This window comes from Streptomyces hokutonensis (assembly GCF_042751305.1).
In the GTDB taxonomy this organism is placed as follows: domain Bacteria; phylum Actinomycetota; class Actinomycetes; order Streptomycetales; family Streptomycetaceae; genus Streptomyces; species Streptomyces hokutonensis_A.
In genome coordinates this window covers 214,406-238,920 of record NZ_JBHYWD010000007.1, presented here as the reverse complement: position 1 = coordinate 238,920, position 24,515 = coordinate 214,406, and the positions used below count along the sequence as shown (strand labels likewise).

General features: G+C 69.2%; 20 protein-coding genes and 1 pseudogene. 8 read left to right on the top strand and 13 right to left on the bottom strand.

Annotation, left to right across the window (positions count from 1 at the left end; genetic code table 11):
- Position 1: 1 nt before the first annotated feature.
- On the bottom strand, positions 2–448 hold the full coding sequence (locus ACFXC1_RS20800) for an anthrone oxygenase family protein (RefSeq protein ID WP_381244637.1): 447 nt from the start codon (positions 446–448) through the stop codon (positions 2–4).
- A gap of 91 nt (positions 449–539) precedes the next feature.
- Between ACFXC1_RS20800 and ACFXC1_RS20795 the strand changes: the two genes are divergently transcribed.
- Together ACFXC1_RS20795 and ACFXC1_RS20790 are read left to right on the top strand one after the other, a co-directional pair.
- Positions 540–1,118 (top strand): TetR/AcrR family transcriptional regulator, encoded by a 579-nt coding sequence (locus tag ACFXC1_RS20795; protein ID WP_381244635.1) that lies wholly within the window; start codon positions 540–542, stop codon positions 1,116–1,118.
- A gap of 131 nt (positions 1,119–1,249) precedes the next feature.
- A complete protein-coding gene (locus ACFXC1_RS20790; protein ID WP_381244633.1) occupies positions 1,250–2,428 on the top strand; it encodes a hypothetical protein in 1,179 nt (392 codons plus the stop codon).
- Positions 2,429–2,449: 21 nt separating this feature from the next.
- Here the strand turns inward: ACFXC1_RS20790 and ACFXC1_RS20785 are convergent, their stop codons facing one another.
- Positions 2,450–3,631 carry an MFS transporter gene (locus ACFXC1_RS20785; protein WP_381244631.1) on the bottom strand — a complete coding sequence of 394 codons (1,182 nt, stop codon included), beginning with the start codon at positions 3,629–3,631 and terminating at the stop codon, positions 2,450–2,452.
- A 54-nt stretch (positions 3,632–3,685) separates the two neighbouring features.
- Here ACFXC1_RS20785 and ACFXC1_RS20780 point away from each other — a divergent pair, with 54 nt between their 5' ends.
- Positions 3,686–4,450 carry an AraC family transcriptional regulator gene (locus ACFXC1_RS20780; protein ID WP_381244629.1) on the top strand — a complete coding sequence of 255 codons (765 nt, stop codon included), beginning with the start codon at positions 3,686–3,688 and terminating at the stop codon, positions 4,448–4,450.
- 14 nt (positions 4,451–4,464) lie between these two features.
- On the opposite strand, the gene ACFXC1_RS20775 is transcribed toward ACFXC1_RS20780, so the two are convergent.
- Positions 4,465–5,073 (bottom strand): YceI family protein, encoded by a 609-nt coding sequence (locus ACFXC1_RS20775; RefSeq protein ID WP_381244627.1) that lies wholly within the window; start codon positions 5,071–5,073, stop codon positions 4,465–4,467.
- A gap of 377 nt (positions 5,074–5,450) precedes the next feature.
- On the opposite strand from ACFXC1_RS20775, the gene ACFXC1_RS20770 reads away from it, so the two are divergent.
- On the top strand, positions 5,451–7,034 hold the full coding sequence (locus tag ACFXC1_RS20770; protein WP_093629345.1) for an acyl-CoA carboxylase subunit beta: 1,584 nt from the start codon (positions 5,451–5,453) through the stop codon (positions 7,032–7,034).
- A 57-nt stretch (positions 7,035–7,091) separates the two neighbouring features.
- Entirely contained in the window at positions 7,092–7,280 is a 189-nt protein-coding gene (locus ACFXC1_RS20765; protein ID WP_381244625.1) for an acyl-CoA carboxylase subunit epsilon, read from the top strand.
- Between the two features lie 67 nt (positions 7,281–7,347).
- Here the strand turns inward: ACFXC1_RS20765 and ACFXC1_RS20760 are convergent, their stop codons facing one another.
- From ACFXC1_RS20760 to ACFXC1_RS20715, 10 genes and pseudogenes are all read right to left on the bottom strand, one after another.
- A complete protein-coding gene (locus tag ACFXC1_RS20760) occupies positions 7,348–9,624 on the bottom strand; it encodes an NACHT domain-containing protein (protein ID WP_381244624.1) in 2,277 nt (758 codons plus the stop codon).
- Between the two features lie 335 nt (positions 9,625–9,959).
- A pseudogene (locus tag ACFXC1_RS20755) lies at positions 9,960–10,445 on the bottom strand (NACHT N-terminal Helical domain 1-containing protein); the annotation flags it as partial.
- Between the two features lie 106 nt (positions 10,446–10,551).
- On the bottom strand, positions 10,552–11,133 hold the full coding sequence (locus tag ACFXC1_RS20750) for a GTP-binding protein (protein ID WP_009314218.1): 582 nt from the start codon (positions 11,131–11,133) through the stop codon (positions 10,552–10,554).
- On the bottom strand, positions 11,114–11,686 hold the full coding sequence (locus tag ACFXC1_RS20745; RefSeq protein WP_381244622.1) for a DUF742 domain-containing protein: 573 nt from the start codon (positions 11,684–11,686) through the stop codon (positions 11,114–11,116). Before ACFXC1_RS20745 ends, ACFXC1_RS20750 begins: the two co-directional genes overlap by 20 nt.
- A gap of 94 nt (positions 11,687–11,780) precedes the next feature.
- Entirely contained in the window at positions 11,781–12,194 is a 414-nt protein-coding gene (locus tag ACFXC1_RS20740; RefSeq protein ID WP_005479603.1) for a roadblock/LC7 domain-containing protein, read from the bottom strand.
- A 10-nt stretch (positions 12,195–12,204) separates the two neighbouring features.
- Positions 12,205–15,516: a sensor histidine kinase gene (locus ACFXC1_RS20735; RefSeq protein ID WP_381244620.1), complete on the bottom strand. Its 3,312-nt coding sequence runs from the start codon at positions 15,514–15,516 to the stop codon at positions 12,205–12,207.
- 401 nt (positions 15,517–15,917) lie between these two features.
- Complete coding sequence (locus ACFXC1_RS20730; RefSeq protein ID WP_006375318.1) at positions 15,918–16,493, bottom strand: GTP-binding protein; 576 nt, start codon at positions 16,491–16,493, stop codon at positions 15,918–15,920.
- Positions 16,474–16,872 carry a DUF742 domain-containing protein gene (locus ACFXC1_RS20725; protein WP_019058642.1) on the bottom strand — a complete coding sequence of 133 codons (399 nt, stop codon included), beginning with the start codon at positions 16,870–16,872 and terminating at the stop codon, positions 16,474–16,476. Before ACFXC1_RS20725 ends, ACFXC1_RS20730 begins: the two co-directional genes overlap by 20 nt.
- A 111-nt stretch (positions 16,873–16,983) precedes the next feature.
- Positions 16,984–17,397 carry a roadblock/LC7 domain-containing protein gene (locus tag ACFXC1_RS20720; protein ID WP_005479910.1) on the bottom strand — a complete coding sequence of 138 codons (414 nt, stop codon included), beginning with the start codon at positions 17,395–17,397 and terminating at the stop codon, positions 16,984–16,986.
- Between the two features lie 9 nt (positions 17,398–17,406).
- Positions 17,407–21,306: a nitrate- and nitrite sensing domain-containing protein gene (locus tag ACFXC1_RS20715; RefSeq protein WP_381244618.1), complete on the bottom strand. Its 3,900-nt coding sequence runs from the start codon at positions 21,304–21,306 to the stop codon at positions 17,407–17,409.
- Positions 21,307–21,878: 572 nt separating this feature from the next.
- Here ACFXC1_RS20715 and ACFXC1_RS20710 point away from each other — a divergent pair.
- From ACFXC1_RS20710 to gltX, 3 genes are all read left to right on the top strand, one after another.
- Positions 21,879–22,064: a hypothetical protein gene (locus tag ACFXC1_RS20710; RefSeq protein ID WP_019068714.1), complete on the top strand. Its 186-nt coding sequence runs from the start codon at positions 21,879–21,881 to the stop codon at positions 22,062–22,064.
- 79 nt (positions 22,065–22,143) lie between these two features.
- Positions 22,144–22,920 carry a fumarylacetoacetate hydrolase family protein gene (locus ACFXC1_RS20705; RefSeq protein WP_019068715.1) on the top strand — a complete coding sequence of 259 codons (777 nt, stop codon included), beginning with the start codon at positions 22,144–22,146 and terminating at the stop codon, positions 22,918–22,920.
- A complete protein-coding gene (gene gltX / locus ACFXC1_RS20700; RefSeq protein WP_381244616.1) occupies positions 22,913–24,397 on the top strand; it encodes a glutamate--tRNA ligase in 1,485 nt (494 codons plus the stop codon). The genes ACFXC1_RS20705 and gltX overlap by 8 nt, the downstream gene beginning before the upstream one ends.
- Positions 24,398–24,515 lie beyond the last annotated feature (118 nt).

Genomic DNA, 24,515 nt, shown 5'->3' with positions numbered 1-24,515 from the left:
CTCAGGTGAGGGCCGCGGCCAGGAAGGCGAACGCGGTGATGATGATCGCGACGCGGACGTAGTGGTAGCGGTCCCAGCGGTTCAGCTGCTCCTTCCAGTCGGCGGGCCGGTTCTCGGGGGTCCAGGTCTTGCCCCGGTTGTTGATCGGGACGAGCAGCAGGATCGACATGATCACGCTCACGACCAGCAGCGCGGCGGCGGTGACGACGAGGCCGGCGCCGGAGTGGTGCCGTTCGGCGACGGCCCAGACCGCGCTGAGGACGAGCGAGCCGATGTACCAGAACGGCATCACGGCGCCGAGCATCCGGCCCCCGTGGGCGCGGGCGAGCTGGTCGCTGTCGTCGGGAAGGGCGTTGAAGATCCGGTTCATGACGAAGGCGACGGAGAACTCCACCCCGACCATCACGCCGACGACCACGGTGGTGAAGACCTCAAGTGCGGTGAGCATCGTGACTCTCCCTGTTTTCTAGCATTGCTAGCCGATGAGGCAACGCTAGACCTTCTGCCGCTCGATTGTCTAGCGGTGCTAGGATCGAATCATGTCGGTACAGGAACGCAAGGAGCGCGAACGGGCGGGCCGAGAGCGCCTCATCTTGGCGACGGCCCGCGAACTCGCCGAACAGCAGGGCTGGGACGCGGTCACCACCCGCCGGCTCGCGGAGCGCATCGAGTACAGCCAGCCCGTCCTCTACAGCCACTTCCGCGGCAAGCGCGAGATCATCGGCGCCGTAGCCCTCCAGGGCGCCGCCGAGATGGCCGTAGAGCTGCGGACCGCGGCCTCCGCCGCGAAGGGCCCGCACGCCCGGGCCACCGCCCTCGCCCGCGCCTACCTCGACTTCGCCGAACGCAACCCGGCGGTCTACGACGCGATGTTCCAGCTCGACGGCGGCCTGGCCTTCGCGCAGGAGGACACCCCGGCGCCGATGAAGGACGCCTTCGCCGCCCTGCTGGAGAACCTCGACGCGGTCGCCGGGGAAGGCGTCCAACCCGGCCTGTTCACCGAGGTGTTCTGGGCCTCTCTGCACGGCCTGGCCACCCTGACCCGAGCGGGCCGCCTGCCCCCGGCCGACGCCGAACGAAGGACCCGGCTCCTGGTGGACCGGCTCGCCGTGGTCTGACGCTCGCCGCGAGTCCGCAACGCGTGCTTTTACCAGACCGGAAGGCGTGCGGGCGCGGAAGAACGAAACGACGCCCGGCACGCCGGTCGCCCGCCCATGCTGCTCCCAGCGTCGAGAACGGGGGAGGAAATGTGCAGGAGTTTCTGGCGGGGGCCGTACTTCTGGTGGGTCTGAGCGCGTCGCTCATCGGTGGGGTGCAGCTGCCGCGGCTGAGGTCCAAGCGGCTGACACCCGAGTTCCTGGGGTGGGCGCCGTTCGCGGTGGGCTTCGGCTCGTGGGTGATGTGGGTGCTGATGTTCACGGTGAGCCGGGTCGGCTTCACCGGCACCAGGAACACGTGGATCTGCGTGGGGATGCTCGCGCTGTGCGTGCTGGTGGCCCGCCCGATGGTCCGGATGGTGGCGCCCGAGCGGCTCGATGGGCGCCGCCTGCTGGTCGCGGCACGCGCGGTGGGCCTCTGCGGTGTCGTGGCGGGCGTCATGGCACTCGTGGCCACGGGGATCGGCAATCAGTTCATGGCCGGACTGACCGTGGTCTACGCGACGGCCGCCGCCGTACTGGGGCTGCTGCGCACGGTGGACCACGGCTACTTCCCGCTGGTCCTGTTGTGGTCGGCGCTGCGGAAGGCGCTCCTGGCCGCCGTGACCGGGTACTGGATCGGCCACACCGGCTCCACCCTCGTCCCCGACCCGGACCATGCCACGGCGGGGGCGCTGCTGCTCGCCGTCCTGTGGTGGTCGACGGTGGCGGTGTCCGCCGGGTGCGCGGTGGCCGCGGCCGTCCGACTGGTGCCCTGGCTGCGGACCGGGCCGCCGGCCAGTCCCGCACCTCCCGGAGTGAAGTCCTGGCCGCCGGCCGTGGGCGATGTGTGGACGGCCGAACTCACCCACGACGACAACAACTTCAAGGAGCGCCCGGTGCTCGTGCTGGAGCACACCCCGGACTTCGTCCGCGTGCTCGGCGTCACCAGCGTCGACAAGTCCGGCCGGCGCCACGGCTACATGAAGCTGCGCCTGTCCGAGTGGGAGGGCGTGCTCAAGAAGGACGGCTGGCTGAACCTGGAGATCGCGCACATCCCGTACTGCGACTTCCTCTGGCGGCACGGGGGTTGCCCGGACCGGGTGTGGGACCTGCTGTGCACGAAGGCCGATGTGCGGGAGCGGCCGGCGAAGTCGGGACCCGCTCCCGGATTCACGTTCCAGCACCGGCTGCGGTCGGCGATGAACAGGCACGTCGGCCGTGACGCGCGCACGGTCCGTGCCGACGCGGGCAGCCGGGTGCGCCAGCCGTGGACGCGGGAGCGGGTCTGACCCGACGCGGCAGTGGTCGGCTCACGCAGCCGCCCTGGTCGTCTCACGCGCCGTCAACACCGGCCCCGGCGCGGTCGGTTCGGGCAGCCCCCGGAACAACAGCCAGCTCAGCGCGGGCAGCACGATCAGCGGGGTCAGCGCAGTCCGCAGGGACGTCGCGTCGGCGATCGTGCCGATCAGCGGGGTGACCATCCCGCCGATGCCGACGGTCAGGCCGAGCGTGATCCCGCTGGCCGTGCCGACGCGGGTGGGCAAGTAGTCCTGGCCGAGGGTGACATGCAGGGAGAAGGGGACGTAGAGCGCGAGCGACGCCAGCGCCACGAAGACGTAGAACGCCGGGCCGGGGACGAAGACCGTGCCCGCGATCGCCGGGATCGTCAGCACGTACGACCAGCGGGCGACCGTAACCCGGTCCCAGCGGTTGGCGAGGTTGCCGCCCACCACGGAACCCAGGGCGCCCCCGAGATAGAGGACGAACAGCGCCACGGTCCCGGCCGCCGCACCGCCTCCCACGCGCTGCTGGGCGTAGAGGGAGATGAAGGTGCTCAGGCCGATGAACTCTATGGAGCGGAGGACGACGGAGAGCGAGAGCCGTACGAACGACGCCCGGTCGTCGGAGGCTACCGCGACCGTGCCGTGGGCGGCACCTCTCTCCCGCTTCCCCAGCGCGCGCAGCACCGGCAGGCACAGCGCGCTGCCTGCGAGGGCGGGGAGCACGAGGAGTGGTGACAGGCGCAGGCCGCCGGTGGCGACGACGCCGCCGACCATGAGTGGCGCGGCGGCGAAACCGAGGTTGCCGCCGACCGAGAACCAGCCCATCGCACTGTGGCTGCCTCCGCTGACGAGCCGCGCGACCCGGGCGGACTCGGGGTGGTACGCGGCGACCCCGACACCGGACACGGCCACGAACACCAGGGTGAGCGCGTAGGACCCGGTCAGGCCGCTCAGTGCGATGCCGAGTCCGCCGAGGACGGTGCTCAGCGGCAGGATCCACGGCATCGCCCAGCGGTCGGTGAACAGGCCGAACACCGGCTGCGCCACCGAGGAGAGCAGGGACGCGGCGAGCACGATGCCCGAGACCGCGGCATAGCTGTAGGCGCGCTCGGCGACGAAGAACGGGATGAGAGCGGCGACCGCGCCCTGGTAGATGTCCACACAGGCATGGCCGACAGCGAGCAGCGCGATGGCTTTCTTCTGTGACATGGCGCCATGGTCGGCGCCGGGCCGTTTGTCGCGCTTCCGATAAACTGCCAGACAATGACAGAAATCCGCCATCAGCCGGTGGCACCGACCCGCACCCAGTGGCTGGCCCCCGGCGCCGCCATCGAGGCCCACCGCCACGACGACCACCAGATCGTCTACGCGGGGCGCGGTGTGCTGGCCGTGACGACCAGCTCGGGGTCGTGGATCGCGCCGGGCACCCGCGCCATCTGGGTACCGGCCGGTACCGTCCACGCCCACCAGGCCCACGGCGAACTCGAACTGCGGACGGTCGGCCTGCCCGCGAGCGACAACCCGCTGGGGCTCGACCGACCGACAGTCCTCGAAGTCGGGCCGCTGCTAAGGGAGTTGATCCTCGCTCACACCCACACTCCGGACGACGGCAGTCCCGAACGGGCGCGCCTGCGGGCCGTGTTGCTCGACCAGTTGAAGGCCTCGCCCCAGCAGCCCCTGCATCTGCCGACCCCAACTGCCCCTCTCCTGCGGGCAGTCTGCGGGATCCTGCGCGAAAACCCGGCCGACGACCGGACCTTGGCCGCGCTCGGCAGGGAGGTCGGCGCGAGTGACCGTACGCTCTCCCGGCTCTTCAGGTCCGACCTCGGGATGAGCTTCCCGCAGTGGCGCACCCAACTGCGGCTGTACCGCGCCCTGGTGCTGCTCGCCGAGGACACCCCGGTCACCGCAGTCGCCCACCAGTGCGGCTGGTCGTCGGCCAGCGCCTTCATCGACGTCTTCCGCCGCACCTTCGGACACACCCCCGGAACACATCAACCCCGCCGACGGGCACCGTCGACGGGGTGAAGGGGAGAGTGACCTCAGGCGCTCTTGATCGCCGAGATGTCGAAGTTCAGCTTGATCTTGTCCGAGACGAGGACGCCACCGGTCTCCAGCGCCGCGTTCCAGGTGAGGCCCCACTCGGAGCGCAGGATCTCGGCCTTGCCCTCGAAGCCCACGCGCTCGTTGCCGAACGGGTCCTTCGCGGCGCCGTTGAACTCCAGGTCGATGGTGAGCGGCTTGGTGGTGCCGAGGATCTCCAGGTCACCGGTGATGCGGTAGTCGTCGCCGCCGAGGGCCTCCGCGGAGGTGGAGCGGAAGGTCATCGTGGGGAACTCCTCCGTCTTGAAGAAGTCCGCGCTCTTGAGGTGACCGTCGCGGTCCGGGGAGCCCGTGTCGATGCTCTCCATCTTGACGTCCAGGGAGGCGGTGGACTTGGCGGGGTCCGAACCGTCCAGGTGCAGCGTGCCGGTGAAGTCGAGGAACTTGCCCTTGACGTTCGTGACCATGGCGTGGCGGGCGACGAAACCGAGCGTGGTGTGCGACGGGTCGATGGTGTAGTCGCCGGTCAGCGCGGCCAGGTCGGGGTTGACGGCGGCGGGCGCCGACGTGGCGTCGGTGTCGTCGCTCTTGCGGCCGAAGATGCCCATGACGTGCTCCTAAGGGGGACGGGAGTGGTGCGGGGTCGAACCTGTTGAATGTTCAACGATGCCAACACGAAGGACCGTAGACCTATTCCATTCAATTTTCAACATCATCCGCAGGGTGTTGCGCCAACTACTACGAGTACGCCTTTCCGGTGCGGTCGGCAACGCGGGAATCACTCCGGGGATGGCATCCTCCCCATGTGAATGTGAGGTGGCTCTCAGCTGTCGCCTTTGTGTGACTCCTACAACGGGCACGCCCCTTGAGCAGTCGGAACGGCTGCATGCCGGTGAGGTTCTGTTCGGTGGCACCAGGAAAACGGGCCGGAGACTGTGCAGAGTCGACGGCGCACAATCCTTGGTGTGCTTCGTAGGGTCGGTACATGACCGTTTTGGATGAGGCGCCGGGTGAGCCGACGGACGCGCGCGGGCGAGTGGCCGAACTGCACGAGATCCGTGCCCTGGCACTGGCCGGCCCGAGCGAGAAGGCGACCGAGGCGCAGCACGCCAAGGGGAAGCTGACCGGCCGGGAGCGCATCGACCTGCTCCTCGACCCCGGGTCCTTCCGCGAGGTCGAGCAGCTGCGCAGGCACCGCGCGGTCGGCTTCGGCCTGGAGGCCAAGAAGCCGTACACCGACGGTGTCATCACCGGCTGGGGCACGGTCGAGGGCCGTACGGTCTTCGTCTACGCGCACGACTTCCGGATCTTCGGCGGCGCACTGGGCGAGGCCCACGCCACGAAGATCCACAAGATCATGGACATGGCCATCGCGGCGGGTGCTCCGCTGGTGTCGTTGAACGACGGCGCCGGTGCCCGTATCCAGGAGGGCGTCAGCGCGCTCGCCGGCTACGGCGGCATCTTCCAGCGCAACACCAGGGCGAGCGGCGTCATCCCGCAGATCAGCGTGATGCTCGGCCCGTGCGCGGGCGGCGCGGCGTACTCGCCCGCCCTGACGGACTTCGTGTTCATGGTCCGCGAGACGTCGCAGATGTTCATCACGGGTCCGGATGTGGTGAAGGCGGTGACGGGCGAGGAGATCACGCAGAACGGCCTGGGCGGCGCCGACGTGCACGCCGAGACGAGCGGCGTCTGCCACTTCGCCTACGACGACGAGGAGACCTGCCTCGCCGAGGTGCGCTACCTCCTGTCGATGCTCCCGCAGAACAACCGCGAGAACCCGCCCCGCGCGGAGTCCTCCGACGCCGCCGACCGCCGCTCCGACATCCTGCTCGACCTGGTCCCGGCCGACGGCAACCGGCCGTACGACATGGCCAAGGTCATCGAGGAGATCGTCGACGACGGCGACTACCTGGAGATCCACGAGCGCTGGGCCCGCAACATCATCTGCGCGCTGGCCCGCCTCGACGGCCAGGTCGTCGGCATCGTCGCCAACCAGCCGCAGACCCTCGCGGGCGTCCTGGACATCGAGGCGAGCGAAAAAGCTGCGCGCTTTGTCCAGATGTGTGACGCTTTTAACATTCCGATCGTTACGTTTCTGGACGTCCCGGGATTCCTTCCCGGCGTCGACCAGGAACACGGCGGAATCATCCGGCACGGAGCGAAGCTGCTCTACGCGTACTGCAACGCCACCGTGCCGAGGATTTCGCTCATCCTGCGCAAGGCGTACGGAGGCGCCTACATCGTCATGGACAGCCAGTCCATCGGTGCGGACCTGACTTACGCCTGGCCCACCAACGAGATCGCCGTGATGGGCGCCGAAGGTGCCGCCAACGTCATCTTCCGCCGCCAGATCGCCGACGCCGAAGACCCCGAGGCCATGCGGACGCGGATGGTCAAGGAGTACAAGTCCGAGCTGATGCACCCGTACTACGCGGCCGAGCGCGGACTCGTCGACGACGTCATCGACCCGGCCGAGACCCGCGAGGTACTCATCCAGTCGCTCGCGATGCTGCACACCAAGCACGCGGACCTGCCCTCGCGCAAGCACGGCAACCCCCCGCAGTAACCCAGCGGACCCTCCGCGCTACCCCCGCGGAAACCTCTCTCACGGAGACTGAGACCTATGACCACGCCTGACATTCGTGTCGAGAAGGGCCACGCCGAGCCCGAGGAGGTCGCCGCGATCACGGCGATCCTGCTGGCTCGCGCGGCGGCTGCGCCTGCCACCGAGACCCACCGTCCCCTTCGCAAGGCCGGCTGGCGCCGGCTGGAGCGCGAGGGTGGATTCCGGGCGCCGCATAGTTGGCACTGAGGCTTCAAGCGCGTTTACGGCGGCCCCACTTCTCCTGCGGGAGGGTGGGGCCGTTGGCGTTCGTGGGTCACTCGATGATGAGGTTCTTGACCGGGAGGTCGAGGGCGGTGATGGGAGCGCCGTCGGGGGTCTGGCAGGAACTGATGGTCAGCGAGTCGAGGGAACTGAGCTCGCGGTAGGCGCGGGAGTCTCCGGGCACGACGCAGTCATGCAGCGTGAGCGCCCGCAGTTCGGCCGGAAGGGGTTCACGCGTTGTCAGCCACTCCGGCAAGTGCATGTTTCTGAGGCGGAGGTTGTAGAGCCCGGCCATGGCGGAGACGCTGCTCAGGCCCCCCGGCGTACAGGTGCCAGAGGCCGACAGAAGGAGGTGTCTGACATGGGGGAAGCTGCCCAGAGCGGATAGTTCGCTGGTATCGCTAAGCCCAAGGAGATTCAGCCAGGACACGGCCGGCCCAAGACGCACGCTGTCCAGCTCGGCCGCAACCTCGTAGCCGAGGCCCAGGTAGAAGAGGTTCCTCAGGTTCTCCACGGATTCGAGCCCCTGCAGCTTCCCCTGCCCCATGACCGTGAACAATTCCAGGTCCGGGTGAGCCGTCAGTGCTGAAAGGTCCCCGGAGCCACGGAAGTTGTAGACGGACAGATTTTCCAAGGGTGGGAGCTGATCCAGGCTGCCGAGCGCCGAGAACGGGTAATGGATCGACAGCGTCGTGATGGACCTCAACCGAGTGGCCGCGTGCCACTGCTGGGAGTGCCTGAGAATCACGTGGTGTCCCGCCAACGGCAGCCCGGCCAGTACCTGCTCGCTGTAGGCGTCCGCGTCGAAGTATGCCCACGCATCGATGATTTCGTCGACGACACGTTCGCGCCGGTCCTCGGCGTATCCCACCATCAACGCCAACGCCTCCTCCCCGCCGACCATCGCCACGGTCCGCACCGTCTGTGCCGCGGCCTTCTCCGTCAGCTCGCCCAGTGACCGGGGCAACCGCCGCAGCAGGCTCGGCCCCACAGCCGCCAGAGCCGGCGGATCCGTGCGCCGGCGGGCCGGAAGCAGCGCCGACACCGCCCCGTCCAGCCGCTCGGCCAGTTCCTCCGGAACCGTCGGCAACGTCTCCTGACAAGAAGCCGCAAGCAATCGCAGCACCCGCGTATACCGGGGCTCCGCCTCCGCCCGGTCCAGGATGCCGTCCAACAACTCCTCCCGCTGACGGGAGTTGGCATGCCCCGCAGCCATGATGATCGTCTCGCGCCACAGGTCCAGATGCGCCCGCCCGACCAGGTTCCCGATCCGGTCCTCCTCCGTCGCCTCCTCGGCGGCCAGGTACTCCTGGAACGTCCGGTGGACAAAGTCGAGGCGCCCCTCCACGGGGGAGCGGAGGATGCCAGATCGGTCCCGCAGCTGCTCCAAGACCCCGTGGCCGTCCTGCACCTCAAGGTGTCGCATCGCCGAGAGCTTGGCTGTGACATGGACAGAGGCCTGGTCCAGAGCGATCTCACTGCGGTTGTTGTCCGACAGCCGCCACGCCAGATCCCGCAGCACGACCAACTTGTCACCGAGACTGAGCTTGCTGTCCAGCGCGCTCGGCACGTTCCGATCCGCGTCGCGATCGTGGACCAGCGTGTGGAGCGCGTTGCGGTACAACTCCATCCGGTCTCGGGGGAGTTGGCTGCCCCGGTTCAGATGCATCGTGCACAGCATCGCTGCCAGCAACGGCGTACCCGCCAGCGACTGGAGATGCGCCCGGTCCTTGAGGCTGTTCAGCAGTGACTGCTCATAGCGCGGCAACTCATCCAGCGCGCACGGGAGTTCCTCGCCAAGTTCCCGCACCGCCTGATGCCACTGCCGTACGAACGCGGCCAGGTCCGGCGGTGTCATCCGGTCCAGGTGGAGCGCGGTGAAGTCCTCGCGGCGCAGCCAGTCCGCCCCGGCGGCGGTCGGACGCGAGGTCACCACGACCCGTATGCCGGCGTACGTCCCCAGCAGCTTGCGCAGCCAGTCCCGTACCGAGCGCCGCTCCGAGCCGAGGAGCTCATCTACTCCGTCCACCAGCAACAGCACCTTGTTGTCGCGTAGTTGGCGTTCCACCCAGCCCTTGGGCATGATCCCGGTGATGTTCCCGGCGACACCGTCGAGGAGTTCCTCGGGCTTCTTCGGCAGCGAACGGCCGCTGTACTCACGGAGCTTGACGAAGACGGGCGTGAGGCCGTTCCAGTCGGCGAGTTCGGCGGTGAAGGCGCCCCGGGCCGCCGTGATCGCCAGCCAGCGCAGCAGGGTGGTCTTGCCGGAGCCCGCTTCCCCACGCAACAGCACCCGTGAAGCGCCCCCCAGCGCGGCCTCCACCCGCATCCCGGAGCTCTCGCCCCGAACTCTTCCCAGCCGCTCAGATCCGGCCTCAGGGGCGGCAGCGCGCGGACCGTGCGGCGCCGGGTCCCATCGTCCCCGGTGGCCCGCAGGCTGACGTAGGCCACAGAAAGGCGTACCTGGGCCGCCGCGCGGTCGGACGTGCGCCGGAACAGCTCGACCTCGTCAAGGTTGTTGCTCACCAGTTGCATGTACCAGCGGCGGAACTCCTGGTCCTTGTCCGTGCCGTCGGGGGCGAACAGCGAACGGTCCGGGAGCCGTTCGAGAACGCGGGCGACCCCGTCGCTCAACGAGCTGGCGCGGGCCAGCAGTTCGGCCAGCGTCCGCTCCTCGAAGACCGGCAGCGTCCGCACGATGCTGACGTAGTACTCGCAGCACTCGCTGAAGAGAAGCTCGTACAGCCGCGTCTCGGGCTCGCTCAGGCCGACCGGTGGGCTCACCGATCGCGTGATGCGGCGGATCAGCTCGGCCGGCTGCGCGTCGGCCGCGAGGACCGCCTCGTCGGACAGGTCGGCGCGCGCGAACGTGTCGCACACCCCGTTGAGCGCGGCCTCCCGGCTGCTCTCGTCGAGGCCACGGAACTCCTGGGCCAGGAACGGTTCGATCCGTTCGGCGACGGCGTCGGCCATTCCCTCGAACTGCCGCCGGACGCTGCGTTGTTGGCGCAACCCCGGGACCCGTAGCCGTACGAGATCCTCCATCGGCAGCCGGCGTTCCTGCTCCCTCCGTTTGCCCCCGAGCCACGTCTGCGCCGCCGTGTTCGCCACGGTCGTGCCCAGCCGTAATGCCGCCGCCTCCGCGCTCATCCAGTCCCCCTCGCCGAACCGAAGAGCGTCCATTGTGGCAGGGGGCGATACGACGAAGGGGCCCATTCCGGCAGGAAAGGGCCCCTCGACACAAGCGAGTTCGGAGTTACCGCAGCCGCGCCATCAGCGCGTGCTCCACCAGCGTGATCAACGCCGACTTCGCGTCGGCCCGGTGCCGCGCGTCCGTCGTGATGATCGGGGTGTCCGGGCCGATCTGGAGCGCTTCCCGGACCTCGTCCGGGTTGTACGGCTGCTGGCCGTCGAAGCCGTTGAGGGCGATGACGAAGGGGAGGCCCGAGTTCTCGAAGTAGTCGACCGCGGGGAAGCAGTCGGCGAGACGGCGGGTGTCCACGAGCACGATCGCGCCGATCGCGCCTCGTACCAGGTCGTCCCACATGAACCAGAAGCGGTCCTGGCCGGGGGTGCCGAACAGGTACAGGATCAGGTCCTGGTCCAGGGTGATGCGACCGAAGTCCATGGCGACCGTGGTGGTCGTCTTGTCTCCGGTGTGGGTGAGGTCGTCGATGCCCGCGGAAGCGGACGTCATGACGGCCTCGGTACGCAGCGGGTTGATCTCCGAGACGGCCCCGACGAACGTGGTCTTGCCCACGCCGAAGCCACCCGCCACCACGATCTTCGCCGAGGTGGTGGAGCGGGAAGGACCGCCGCTAGAGCTTGCGAAGTCCACTGAGCACCCTTTCGAGCAGTGTCACGTCTGGCTGGCCGCCGGCGTTCTCGTCGCCGCCGGGCTGATGAATGGCGACCAGGCCCGCCTCCGCCAAGTCGGCGACGAGGATCCTGGCCACACCGAGAGGGATCGTCAGGAGGGCCGAGATCTCGGCCACCGACTTGATCTCCCGGCAGAGGTTGCAGATCCGCTGATGCTCGGGCAACTGACCCTGCATCTGGTGCGGCTGCGCGGTGGTGTGCACCAGCGCCTCGATGGCGAGCTGGTAGCGGGGGCGGGTCCGGCCGCCGGTCATGGCGTACGGACGCACCAGGGGATTGCTCGACGAACCCGCGGGCGCCGCCTCGGGGGAGCGTCGGTGCGGCTGCACGGGCTGGATGCGCGGCGCCGGCGGCTGGTCGTACGGTGACGGACCGGGGCCCTGCGGGTACTGAGGGTGACGCGGGGACGGTGCGGAGGGGAAGTTGTACCGGTTCTGGGAACCGTCGCCCTGCCCCTGACCGGGGCCGTACGACCAGTTGCCCGAAGACGAACCGCCTGGGGGTGTTGCCACTTTCTCCTCCTCCGACTGTGCCGGGCACCCATCAATGTGGAGCCGCGTCCCGAAACCTTATGGCCTCGGGACGCCAAAACGCACCGTCCGTCTGTTAGTTGAGAAGGCTCCCCTGGAGCTCTGCTCGAAGGTCAGGGGTCAGGACCGTGCCCGCGCGGTCCACCAGAAGGGCCATCTCGTACCCAATGAGGCCGATGTCCGCCTCGGGGTGTGCGAGAACCGCGAGGGAGGAACCGTCGGACACGGACATGATGAAGAGGAATCCCCGCTCCATCTCCACAACCGTCTGGTTCACGCTGCCGCCCTCGAAGATGCGCGAGGCACCTGCGGTCAGTGAGGTCAGACCCGACGCGACGGCCGCCAGCTGGTCGGCACGGTCGCGCGGGAAACCTTCGGACATCGCCAGAAGGAGTCCGTCGGCGGAGACCACCACCGTGTGGGACACACCGGGGGTGTTGTCCACGAAGTTGGTGATCAACCAGTTCAGGTTCTGCGCCGCCTGGCTCATCGGGCTCACACTAACGCTCCTGGTTGTAGGTGCTGCCAGAGCCGAAGCCCTGACCGTTCGTTTCGCTTCCTTCACTGCGTCCCCGCTGGACCCCGCGGCGCAGGTTGCTGAGCCTGCCCCGGATGTCCTCGGGAGCGCGGGAGACCTGGGGGCCGCCCTGAGGGGTGCTCTCGGCGGTGCCCTCGACCAGGTTGGCCTTGGGCACCCGCCTCGGCAGGCCGGAGGAGGTGACCCCGCCGGCCTTCGGCTTCTTCAGCGCCGAGGCCTGCTGCCACCGCTCGTCGTTCGCCGAGCGCCAGTCCACGGTCCCGGTGCTGCCGTTGGCGCTGCCGTTTCCGTTCGCGGTGCCGTTCGCCGTACCGAAGATGTTGGTGCTGCTCTCCGGGGCGGAAGCCGTCGACTCCTGGCGCGCGGGCTGCGAACCGTTGGTGCCTTTCGCGGCCGAACCGCGGCGCGGCAGCCCGGCGTCGGTCAGCGCGTGAACAGCCGAGGGGGCCGGTCCCGGACGCTCGAAGCCTACGTGATCCCGCTCACTCACGTCAGCGGCCTGCGAAGATTCCGCTTCCGGAGCGTACTGGTCCGGGTAGCCGTTGCGGTAACCGTCCTGCTGCGGCCAGTCATCCTGATAGGACGGCTCTTCGAAGCCCGTATACGTCTCCGGGGCCGCGGCGTGCGCCGACGCGTGCTCCTCCCGCACCGGCTCCGCATACCCGGGCTCCGGGTAACCGCCGTTCGACGGGAAGGAGTCGGCGAAGGTGTCGTTCTGCGTCCCGTTGCCGTTCGGCGCGAAGTACTGCTCGTCGTACGAGGGTTGGAGCGGCTCGCCGTACGACGTCTGCTGCTGCTCTTCGTACGCCGGCTGCCCGGTGTACGCCGTCGGCTGCTCCTGGTACGCCTGCTGGCCGTTCTCGGCGTACGGCTGCTGCTGCGGTTCCTCGAACTCGGTGAACTCCGGGTAGGCGCCCGGTTCCAGGGCCTCCTGGCCCGGCTTCTGGGACTCCAGGGCCGCCCTGCGCTCCTCGCGCATCAGCGAGCGGCCCACCGGGTCGAGCTCGCGGATGTCGTCCGGCACCTCGGGGTAGCGGGTGTCGTCGAAGCCGAGCTCGGCGGCCGTGCGGATCGGGGTGTGGTTGAAGTCCTCACCCTGGTACTGCGGCTGCTCCGGCATGATCTGCGAGACGGTGAACTCGTCGCGCTGGAGCTGCTGTTCGCCACCGCCACCGTGGGTGATCGCGTCCGGCAGCATGACCAGCGAGGTGGTGCCGGCCTGCTCGCCCGAGGGGCGGAGCTGGACGCGGATGCCGTGCCGGTCGGACAGCCGGCCGACCACGAACAGGCCCATGCGCTGGGAGATCGCGACGTCCACGGTCGGCGGGTTGGCCAGCTTGTGGTTGATGTCCGCGAAGTCCTCGGCGGTGAGGCCGATGCCCTTGTCGTGGATCTCGATCATCACGCGACCGTCGGGGAGACGGGTCGCGGTGACGCGGACCTTGGTCTGCGGCGAGGAGAACGTCGTCGCGTTCTCCAGCAGCTCGGCGAGCAGGTGCACGAGGTCGGTGACCGCGCGGCCGTGGATCTCGGCCTCCGGGACACCGGAGAGCTCGATGCGCTCGTACTGCTCCACCTCGGAGGAGGCGGCGCGCAGCACGTCGACCAGCGGGACCGGCTGGTCCCAGCGGCGGCCGGGCTCCTCGCCGGCGAGGACCAGGAGGTTCTCGCCGTTGCGGCGCATACGGGTCGCGAGGTGGTCCAGGCGGAAGAGGTTCTCCAGCTGGTCCGGGTCGGCCTCGTTGTTCTCCAGGTCGGTGATCAGGGTCAGCTGGCCCTCGATCAGGGACTGGTTGCGGCGCGAGAGGTTGGTGAAGATCGCGTTGATGTTGCCGCGCAGGAGAGCCTGCTCGGCGGCGAGCCGGACGGCCTCGCGGTGGACCTGGTCGAAGGCTCTGGCGACTTCGCCGATCTCGTCCGTCGTGGTGATGGGGATCGGCTGGACGCGGGTGTCGACGCGGCCGGGGTCGGTGCGCGAGAGCTGGTCGACCAGCATCGGCAGGCGCTGCTCGGCGATGCCGAAGGCCGCGTTGCGCAGCTGGCGCATCGCGCGGCTCATCTGGCGGGCGACGGTACCGGCGAGGATGAAGGCGAGGAGCAGGGCGACGACGACGGCGGCACCGGTGATGATGGCGTCACGCTTGGCGTTGTCGGCGATGTCCGAGGCCTCGTTCACCGCGATCTCGGCCTTGTCGGACTCGATCTTGCGGTAGGCGTCGTACTTCAGGGTGGTGGCGCCCCACCAGTTCGTCACGCTGACGCCCTTGGCGGCGAGGGCCTGGCGCGCGGCCGGGTCCGTGGTCTGCAGCTGCGACATGGCCTTGACCATGTCGGTCGGGTCGTCGGACGGCGGCGGTACATAGTCCTTGCTCTGGGCCGCTGCCTGCTTGACCATCGCCGTGGCGTCGGACTTGAGTTTCGTCTCGGCCGCCTGCAGCGTGGCCACGTCCTCGGCGGTGCCGCCGTACTGGTACTCCTGGATGCCGATGCCCTCCAGGTAGGCGTACGAGGTGAGGGCTGTGCGCTGCTGCTGCAGGCTCGTGGTGCTGGTGCCCGGCCTGATCAAAAGGTGGATGCCGATGGAGCGCTCCAGGGACACCGCACCCTTGGCCAGGGCGATGGCGTAGAGCGAGCGGCCATAACTGGTGATGTTGCCGGTACCGAGGCCGAGTTCGTTGGTGAAGGAGAGGAGCGGCTGCTCGACGCTGGTGTAGGCCTCTTCGGTCTTCACGCCCGTCACCTTGGAGGTGTAGGCGATCGTGCGGATCTGCGCGAGTTGCGGCTCCACCTTCTTGAAGTTGGCCAGGCGGCGTTTCAGGTTGGCCCGGTCCGGCATCTTCAGGGCGGCCTTGTCGAACTCGTCCGCGGCCTGGTCCGTCGCCGTGCGGGCGGTGGCGACCGTCTTGTCGTTCTTGCCCTTGCCTTCCAGCAGCGGCTCGGCGCTCACGTCGCGCTCGACGAGGATCGCGTTGCTGTACGTCAGCGCGGCCTGCACCAGGCGCGCGGTGTTCTCCGCGTCCTGGGCGTTCTGCCAGGTGTCGATGGAGTTCTTCACCTGGAAGCCGCCCATCACGAGGCCGACGGCCACGGGTATGAGCAGGATCGCGTTCAGCCGGGTCGGCACCCGCCAGTTGCGGGGCGAGAAACGGCCCCCGCTGGGAGGGGGTGGTGCCGAGGGCTCCGAGCCTGGCACAGGGGCGGGCGCCGCTCCGCGCGGCGGCGGGGTGAAGTTGCCCCGGGCCGACGGCTCGGGACCGTTCTTGCTTCGCCTCACTCGACCAACAACCTTCCGGCGGTCGGCACCTATCCTCGTGCCGCAGTGTCTCAGGCCCGTCAACGAGCTCTGACTATCAGTACGTCGTTGACTATTGGGCAGTTCAGGCATTCCAGCACGTCAGCCTGCGCGATTCCAAACAGTCGGAACCGCGGATTCCGAGTGATGTAAGCCCCAGATAAAACGGTCATAAAGAGCGAGCCCCGCCAAAAGGCGGGGCTTTGTTAGCGCAGTGGCACCGGCTGACCGCGACGCGTTGCGGTACCACCGGATTCCTCTGCCGAAACGTTATGAACACCGGGGCCGGCCGTGTCAAAGGCCACAGCCGGCTCCGGGGTGTCTACGACAACTGCCGTATGGCGCTGCCGACTTGAAAACTGCATGTCGAGGCCCGCCAACAGCTACCGGAGCCGGGCCATCAGTGCGTGCTCGACCAGCGTGATCAGCGCACTCTTGGCGTCCGAGCGGTGCCGGGCGTCCGTCGTGATGATCGGCGCGTCCGGCCCGATCTGCAGGGCCTCGCGCACCTCCTCCGGGTTGTACGGCTGGTGGCCGTCGAACCCGTTGAGGGCTATGACGAAGGGCAGCCCGCTGTTCTCGAAGTAGTCGACCGCGGGGAAGCAGTCGGCGAGACGGCGGGTGTCGACCAGGACGACGGCGCCGATCGCGCCGCGCACCAGGTCGTCCCACATGAACCAGAAGCGGTCCTGACCCGGCGTACCGAAGAGGTACAGGATCAGGTCCTGGTCCAGGGTGATACGGCCGAAGTCCATGGCCACCGTGGTGGTGGTCTTGTCCCCGGTGTGGGTGAGGTCGTCGATGCCCGCCGAGGCGGACGTCATGACGGCCTCCGTGCGCAGCGGGTTGATCTCGGAGACGGCACCCACGAACGTGGTCTTGCCGACGCCGAAGCCACCCGCCACCACGATCTTCGCGGAGGTGGTCGCCCGCCCTCCGTCAGAGCTTGCGAAGTCCACTGAGCACCCTTTCGAGCAGCGTCACGTCCGGAGCGCCGCCGTTGTTCTCGTCGCCGCCCGGCTGGTGGATGGCCACCAGTCCGGCCTCGGCGAGGTCCGCGACGAGGATCCGCGCCACACCGAGGGGCATGGCGAGGAGTGCCGACACCTCCGCGACCGACTTGACCTCACGGCACAGGTGGCAGATGCGCTGGTGCTCAGGGAGCAGTCCCATCAGCGCTGCCGGGTCGGCCGTGGTGCTGATCAGTGCCTCGATGGCGAGCTGATAGCGCGGCCGGGTCCGGCCGCCGGTCATCGCGTAAGGACGTACCAGCGGCTGGTCGCCCTCGTCCCCGTACGGCTCGGCGTACGGATCATGAGAGGCGGTGGGCGGGGTCATGAATCCTCCGGGCGGGAGCGCAAGTCGGTCGGGCTAGCCGTCTGACAGGGCCGGTGGGGGGATTGTGGCGGCCGGACGGTGTTTTGGTGAGACGGGTGGTGCCGGGGCCGGTCAGTGAAGCAGACTGCCCTGGAGTTCGGCGCGCAGGTCCGGTGTGAGAACCGCCCCTGCGCGGTCGACGAGCAGTGCCATCTCGTAGCCGACGAGGCCGATGTCGCACTCGGGGTGCGCGAGCACCGCCAGCGACGAGCCGTCCGAGACGGACATGAGGAAGAGGAATCCCCGCTCCATCTCGACGACCGTCTGTGCCACGTCGCCGCCCTCGAAGATCCGGGAGGCCCCGGCCGTCAGCGAGGTCAACCCGGAGGCCACGGCCGCGAGCTGGTCGGCGCGGTCGCGCGGGAAGCCTTCCGACATGGCCAGAAGGAGTCCGTCGGCGGATACGACGACGGTGTGGGACACACCGGGGGTGTTGTCCACGAAGTTGGTTATCAACCAGTTGAGGTTCTGTGCCGCCTGGCTCATCTGGCTCAACTAACGCTCCTGCTGGTGAGTGGGGCTGGGGAAGCTGCCGGTCTGGCCGGTACCCGTACCGGCCTGGCGGCCCTGTGCGATGCCCCGACGGAGATTGGTCAGCCGGCCGCGTACGTCATCAGGCGCACGCGAGACCTGCGGACCGGTTTGGTGCTGTTGCTGCTGAGCCGTACCCGGGACGAGGTTCGCCCTGGGCACCCGGCGCGGCAGGCCGGAGGTGGTGACGCCGCCCGCGGCCGGTTGCCGTACGCGCTCCGCCTGCCGAACGAGATCGTCGTTCGGCGAGCTGCGCCAGGTACCGCCCGTGGGACGCTGAGGGGGTGTCGCCGGAGCCTGCGGTGCCTGCGGCTGCGGGGCGGGCGCGGAGCCGTTGCTCTGGCTCTGCGCTTCCGCCTGCTGGCCGTGGAACCAGTTGGTCTCCAGCGTGTCGTACAGCGGCGTCCTGCCGTCGCCGGGACCCGTGGCAGGCGGCAACGCCTCGGGCTCCTGGCGGGTGGGACGCTGCGGGGCGGGCGGCCGCGCGGTGCCGAAGTCGGCGCCGTTGCGATTCCCGTTGACCTGCGGACGGTCGAACTGCCCGGTGTTCCCGGGGTTCTGACGGCCCGGCAGATTGTGCTGACCGGTGGACCCGTTGTCAAAACCGGGCGTCGCGAACTGGCCGGTGGAGCTTCCGTCGTAGGCCTGCGGGACAGCGAACTGTCCCGTGTTGGCCGGGTTCGACGGGTTGTTGGCTGGGCTGTTCGGGGAGCCGAAGACGTCCGAGCGGACGAACTGGCCGCCGTTCTGCTGCGAGTTGGAGCCGGGACGCGGGGGCTCGAAGTCCTGCCGCGGGAACTGGCCGTTGGCCGGTGCTCCGTTGGCGCCCGGACGAGGCAACTGGCCCGTGTTCTGGGACCCGTTGAGGTTCGGCCGGGGGAAGGAACCCGTGTCCTGCGGGCCGCCCGCACCGGGGCGCGGGAAGGAGCCGGTGTCCTGCGGTCCACTGGTGCCCGGGCGCGGGAACTGCCTGCTGTCCTGCGCGTCCAGGCGCGGGATCGCCGGCATCTCCTGGGTGCCGGGGCCCTGACGGTCGTCGATGCGCGGCATCCGGGAGGTCTGCTCGGCGTCGCGCTCGTCGTGACCGCGCGGGGCGTCGAGGTTGCCGCGGCCCAGCGGGGGCTGCGCGTTCTCGTCGCTCCAGCTCGGGCGCTGGTCGTTGCCGCCCGGCAGTTCGGCCCGCGCACCACCGCGCGGCGGGAGCTGCGGCTGACGCCCGCGGCGCCGGCCACCGCCACGGGGCGGCTCGGGCTCGTTGTTCGCGCGCTGCGGGGGAACCGCGCCGTTCTGCTGCTGAGGGGGAGTCCCGCCGAAGGCGTCCTGGCGTCCGTCGCCGAAGCCCTGCGGAGCACCCGGACCGGCGGCCTGGAGACCCTGCGGGGCACCGGGCGCCTGGCCGAAGAGACCGGCACCGGAGCCGGCGGCGGGACGGCCCTGCGGCGCCGAGGGACCCTGGGGCCCACGCGCACCGCCGGGAGCACCCGGACCACCCGGACGTCCACCGCCCGCACCGGGCAGCGCGGCCCGCGGGCCCTGACCTGAACCGACCTGGCCGCGCGGAGCGGCACCGGCACCGAGCAGTCCGCCGTTCCCCGGCGCACCGGCGCCGAGGGCGGAGCCGCCCTGACCGTTGCCCCGGCGGGCCGCACCGGCACCGGCGGCGGCAGCCGCCGCACCGACAGCGGCCTGGCCGGGCTTGCCCGGAGCGGGCTTCTTGCCGCCCTGGGCGACGTCGACCGGGAGCATGACCAGCGCGGTCGTACCTCCGGAGTCGGACGGGCGCAGCTGGATGCGGATGCCGTGGCGCTGGGACAGCCGGCCGACCACGAACAGACCCATGCGGCGGGAGACCGAGACGTCCACGGTGGGCGGCGAGGCGAGCCGCTCGTTGATCGCCGCGAGGTCCTCGGGGGAGAGGCCGATACCGGTGTCGTGGATCTCGATCAGCACGCGGCCGTCGGGCAGCGCGTGACCGGTGACCTTGACCTTGGTCTGCGGCGAGGAGAACGAGGTCGCGTTCTCCAGCAGCTCTGCGAGCAGGTGCACGAGGTCGTTGACCACGCGGCCGGCCACTTCGGTGGTCGGCACGGAGGAGAGCTCGATGCGCTCGTACTGCTCCACCTCGGAGGCGGCGGCGCGGAGCACGTCGACCAGCGGGACCGGGCGGGTCCAGCGGCGACCGGGCTCTTCACCGGCGAGAACGAGAAGGTTCTCACCGTTACGGCGCATGCGGGTCGCGAGGTGGTCGAGCTTGAAGAGGGAGGACAGCTGGTCCGGGTCGGCCTCGCGGGACTCCAGCTCGGAGATGAGCGAGAGCTGACGCTGGATGAGGCCCTGGGAGCGGCGCGAGAGGTTGGTGAACATCGCGTTGACGTTGCCCCGCAGGAGGGCCTGCTCGGCGGCGAGGCGGACGGCCTCGCGGTGCACGTCGTCGAAGGCCGCGGCCACCTGGCCGATCTCGTCCCGGGAGTGCACACCGACCGACTCCACGGACGTGTCGACGTCCTGCGGGTCGGACTCGGAGAGCTGCTTGACCAGCTCGGGCAGCCGGTCCTGGGCGACCTTGTTGGCGGTCTCCTGGAGCCGGCGCAGCGAGCGGATCATGGAGCGGGCGATGACGAAGGCGCCGACGAGGGAGACGCCGAGCACGAGCAGGATCAGCGCACCGGAGATGATCGCCTCGCGCTCGGAGGCGGAGCGCAGCTCGCGGGCCTTCTGCTCCATGTCCTCGAGGAGCGTGTGCTCGATCTTCTTCATCTGCTCGATCTTGGTCGAGCTGTCGTCGATCCAGTCCTTGTACGACCGCTTGTCCAGCGAGGCCAGGCCGTTCGTGTTGGCGAGGGCGCGGTCCGCGTACTTGTCCGCGGCGTCGATCGTGGCGTTGCCGTCCTCGATCGGCTGGATGAGCTGCTCGGCACCCTGGTCGCCGTAGATGTTGCGGAAGATGCTCAGGTCCGACTTCTCGCTCTCCAGCGCGGAGTCGGCGTACAGCCTGTCGTTGTCGGAGAGTTTGCCGATCGTCGTGTTGTTGGCCGGCAGGGCCGCCGCGATGACGGCGCGCTGCACGGACGCGAACTCCTTGGCCGAGGAGAAGGCGGCCAGGGCGCGCGTGCGCTGGATCATCTCCGTGTTGCTGGTCGCCTCCGCCATGTCCTGCGAGAGGCCGAGCAGCTGGGTGATCAGACGGTGGTAGGCGTCGACCGTCTGCGTCGAGTTGCTCTTCGACTGGTAGGCCGTCTTGCGGATCTTGTCGAGGTTGTCCAACTCGGTGGCGAGGCCGACCACGGTCTCGCGGACGCCCTGCAGGTTTCCGTTCCTGCTGGCGCTGTCCACCTCTTCCGAGGAGTTGATGAAGTTGTCGCGGGCCCGGTCGGTCTTCTCCTCGTAGCCCTTGATCTGGTAGTCGGTGGCCTTGACGCCGTGCGACAGGGGGCCGGCCGACTGGTCGCGCTCCTCCTGGAGCGCGGTGGCCAGCTCGGTGGCCTGCTTGGTCATGTCCGTCAGCAGCTTCATGTTGTCGAGCTGCTGGATCTCGGTCATGGAGTCGCTGATGCGCAGGGCGCCCAGCGAGGTGGCCGCGACCACGGGGAGCGCGAGCAGCGACACCAGGCGCGTGGAGATGCGCCAGTTGCGCAGGGCGACGCGCGAGCCGGGTCCGGGCGTGCCGCTGGGCGGCTTCACCGGGGGCGCGGGGGTCGGGGCTGCGGACACACCGGGGCGCCCGGGGGCCCCGCCTTCACCTGACGGTGCCGGGCCCGGGTTCTGGGCGTGCTGGGGCGAGGAGCTGCCGGTGTTGGGGCCAGCCCCGCCATGCGGCTCCGGCTCCGCCGGAGCACTGCCATCCCTCTTGAAACGTCCCTGCACTAGCGTCGCAACCTCTGGACCAGGCGTCCCCCGCGCGAACGGAAGGACGGTGTCGGCGTCTTGGGGAGCGCCCTGAACGCGCACCCCATGTGTGGTCGTGAGTGACCGGCGCTGCTCCCCCTTCCGCCGCCCTCGGCGCTGCGTTGCGCCCCCTGCGCGCCGGGCTGATTCTGCGGCGGTCCGTGGAATTCCAGCACAGTGCCGGATCTCCAACAAGGCCCGTAGGCCAGGCTGTGACCTGTGTGACACCCCGTGAGGACAGTGTCACGAGACGTAGAAAGCTATTCACTCCAAAGTGGGCAAATCCGCACCATCCCGCCGCGTGAGGGATGTGCCCAAGTCGCCATGATCAGGAGCGGAATGACAGCTTCAGGTGGGCAATGTCCGTTTCGTTGAGGTGAGTTGGGGGTCCGAATTGGCCGGTATGCCTACAGCGTGGTGAGCAAACTCACACACGGATCATGGGCTCTTCACGCGTTCGGCCGGGAATTGGATGTTTAGCCTGACGCTTTACACGAGGGCACAATCTGCCAACCACCCACCCAAGACATTGACGAGGGTCGAGTACAACAGTGAAGACGACGATGATGTTCCGCAACATTGCCAACCCGCGACGCACGACACTGGCGCACCTCTCGGACGCCGACGCGCTGCAGACGCCGGAGCAGCAGGAACACTCGCTCGACCTGCCGGCCCAGACCGCCAACCCGCGCCGCACCATCCTCACCGAGATCCCGGTCGGCGCCGCCGCCGAGTAATCGCGCGAGCAGGGGTCCCGCACCGCGTTAGCCTGGAGCGTCAGACTCCAGCCAGCTCAGTGAGGGGTGCCGGGATCCCGTGCGCATCGCCAGATTCTCCATCGACGGGAACGTCGCCTTCGGCGCGGTCGAGGGCGACAAGCCGGACGAGCTCGTCCTCGACATCATCAAGGGCATCCCGTTCGCGGACTTCGAACTCTCCGGTACGAAGGTCCCGCTGAGCAAGGTCAGGCTGCTGCCGCCGGTGCTCCCGAACAAGGTCGTCGCCTACGGCCGCAACTACGCCGAGCACGCCAGGGAACTGGGCAACGAGGTGCCGGACGCCCCCTTCGCCTTCTTCAAGCCGTCCACCTCGGTGATCGGCTCCGGCGACGACATCCAGTACCCCTCCTTCACCGAGGACCTCCACCACGAGGCCGAACTGGCCGTCGTCATCGGCCGGATGTGCCGCGAGGTCCCGCGCGAGCGCGTCAAGGACGTCATCCTCGGCTACACCTGCGCCAACGACATCACCGCGCGGGACGTCCAGAAGCGCGAGAAGCAGTGGGCCCGCGCCAAGGGCTTCGACACCTCCTGCCCGCTCGGCCCCTGGGTGGAGACGGACCTCGACCCGAGCGACCTCACCATCCAGCTCACGGTCAACGGCCAGCAGCGGCAGCTCGGCCGCACCAGCGAGATGATCCACTCGATCGAGGACCTGATCGTCAACATCACCGAGGCCATGACGCTGCTCCCCGGCGACGTGATCCTCACGGGCACCCCGGCAGGCGTCGGACCGCTCACCGTCGGCGACGAGGTCGCCGTCACCATCGAAGGCATCGGCACTCTCACCAACAAGGTTGTCAAGCGTGGCTAGCGCATCCGCCCCAGCAGTCCGTGTCCGTTTCTGCCCCTCGCCGACCGGCAACCCGCACGTGGGCCTGGTCCGCACCGCCCTGTTCAACTGGGCCTTCGCCAAGCACAACCAGGGCACGCTGGTCTTCCGCATCGAGGACACCGACGCGGCCCGCGACTCCGAGGAGTCCTACGGCCAACTCCTCGACGCCATGCGTTGGCTGGGCTTCGACTGGGACGAGGGCCCCGAGGTCGGCGGCCCGCACGCGCCCTACCGCCAGTCGCAGCGCATGGACATCTACAAGGACGTCGCCAAGAAGCTCCAGGACGCCGGCCACGCCTACGACTGCTACTGCTCCACCGAGGAACTGGACGCCCGCCGCGACGCCGCCCGCGCCGCCGGCAGACCGTCCGGCTACGATGGCCACTGCCGCGACCTCACCGCCGAGCAGGTCGAGGCGTACAAGGCCGAGGGCCGCACGCCGATCGTCCGCTTCCGGATGCCCGACGAGACGATCACCTTCACCGACCTGGTCCGCGGCGAGCTGACGTTCACCCCGGAGAACGTCCCGGACTACGGGATCGTACGAGCCAACGGCGCCCCGCTGTACACGCTCGTCAACCCGGTCGACGACGCCCTCATGGAGATCACCCACGTCCTGCGCGGCGAGGACCTGCTCTCCTCGACGCCCCGTCAGATCGCCCTGTACAAGGCGCTGATCGACCTCGGCATCGCCAAGTCGGTACCGTCCTTCGGCCACTTGCCGTACGTGATGGGCGAGGGCAACAAGAAGCTCTCCAAGCGCGACCCGCAGTCCTCCCTCAACCTCTACCGGGAGCGCGGCTTCCTGCCCGAGGGACTGCTCAACTACCTTTCCCTGCTGGGCTGGTCGCTCTCGGCCGACCAGGACATCTTCACGATGGACGAGATGGTCGCGGCCTTCGACATCGCGGACGTGAACCCCAACCCGGCCCGCTTCGACCTGAAGAAGTGCGAGGCGATCAACGCCGACCACATCCGGCTGCTCGACGTGAAGGACTTCACCGAGCGCTGCGCCCCGTGGCTGCGGGCCCCGTTCGCCCCCTGGGCACCGGAGGACTTCGACGAGGCCAAGTGGCAGGCCGTCGCCCCGCACGCGCAGACCCGCCTGAAGGTGCTGTCGGAGATCACGGACAACGTCGACTTCCTCTTCCTGGCCGAGCCGGTCGAGGACGAGGCGTCCTGGACGAAGGCCATGAAGGAGGGCTCCGACGCCCTCCTCCGCACGGCCCGCGAGAAGCTCGAGTCCGCGGACTGGACCTCGGCCGAGTCCCTCAAGGAGGCCGTCCTGGCCGCCGGCGAGACCCACGGCCTCAAGCTCGGCAAGGCCCAGGCCCCGGTCCGTGTCGCCGTCACCGGCCGCACGATCGGCCTGCCGCTCTTCGAGTCCCTGGAGGTCCTGGGCAAGGAGAAGACCCTCGCCAGGATCGACGCGGCCCTGACGAAGCTGACGGCCTGACCGAAGCGCATGAGAGGGGGGGGGGGGGGGGGGGGGGGGGGGGGGCCGGGCCCGCCCCCCCCGGGCGCGCCGCGCGGGCGCAGGCACGCGGACCGAGGCGCGCGGAGGGCGGGGGCGC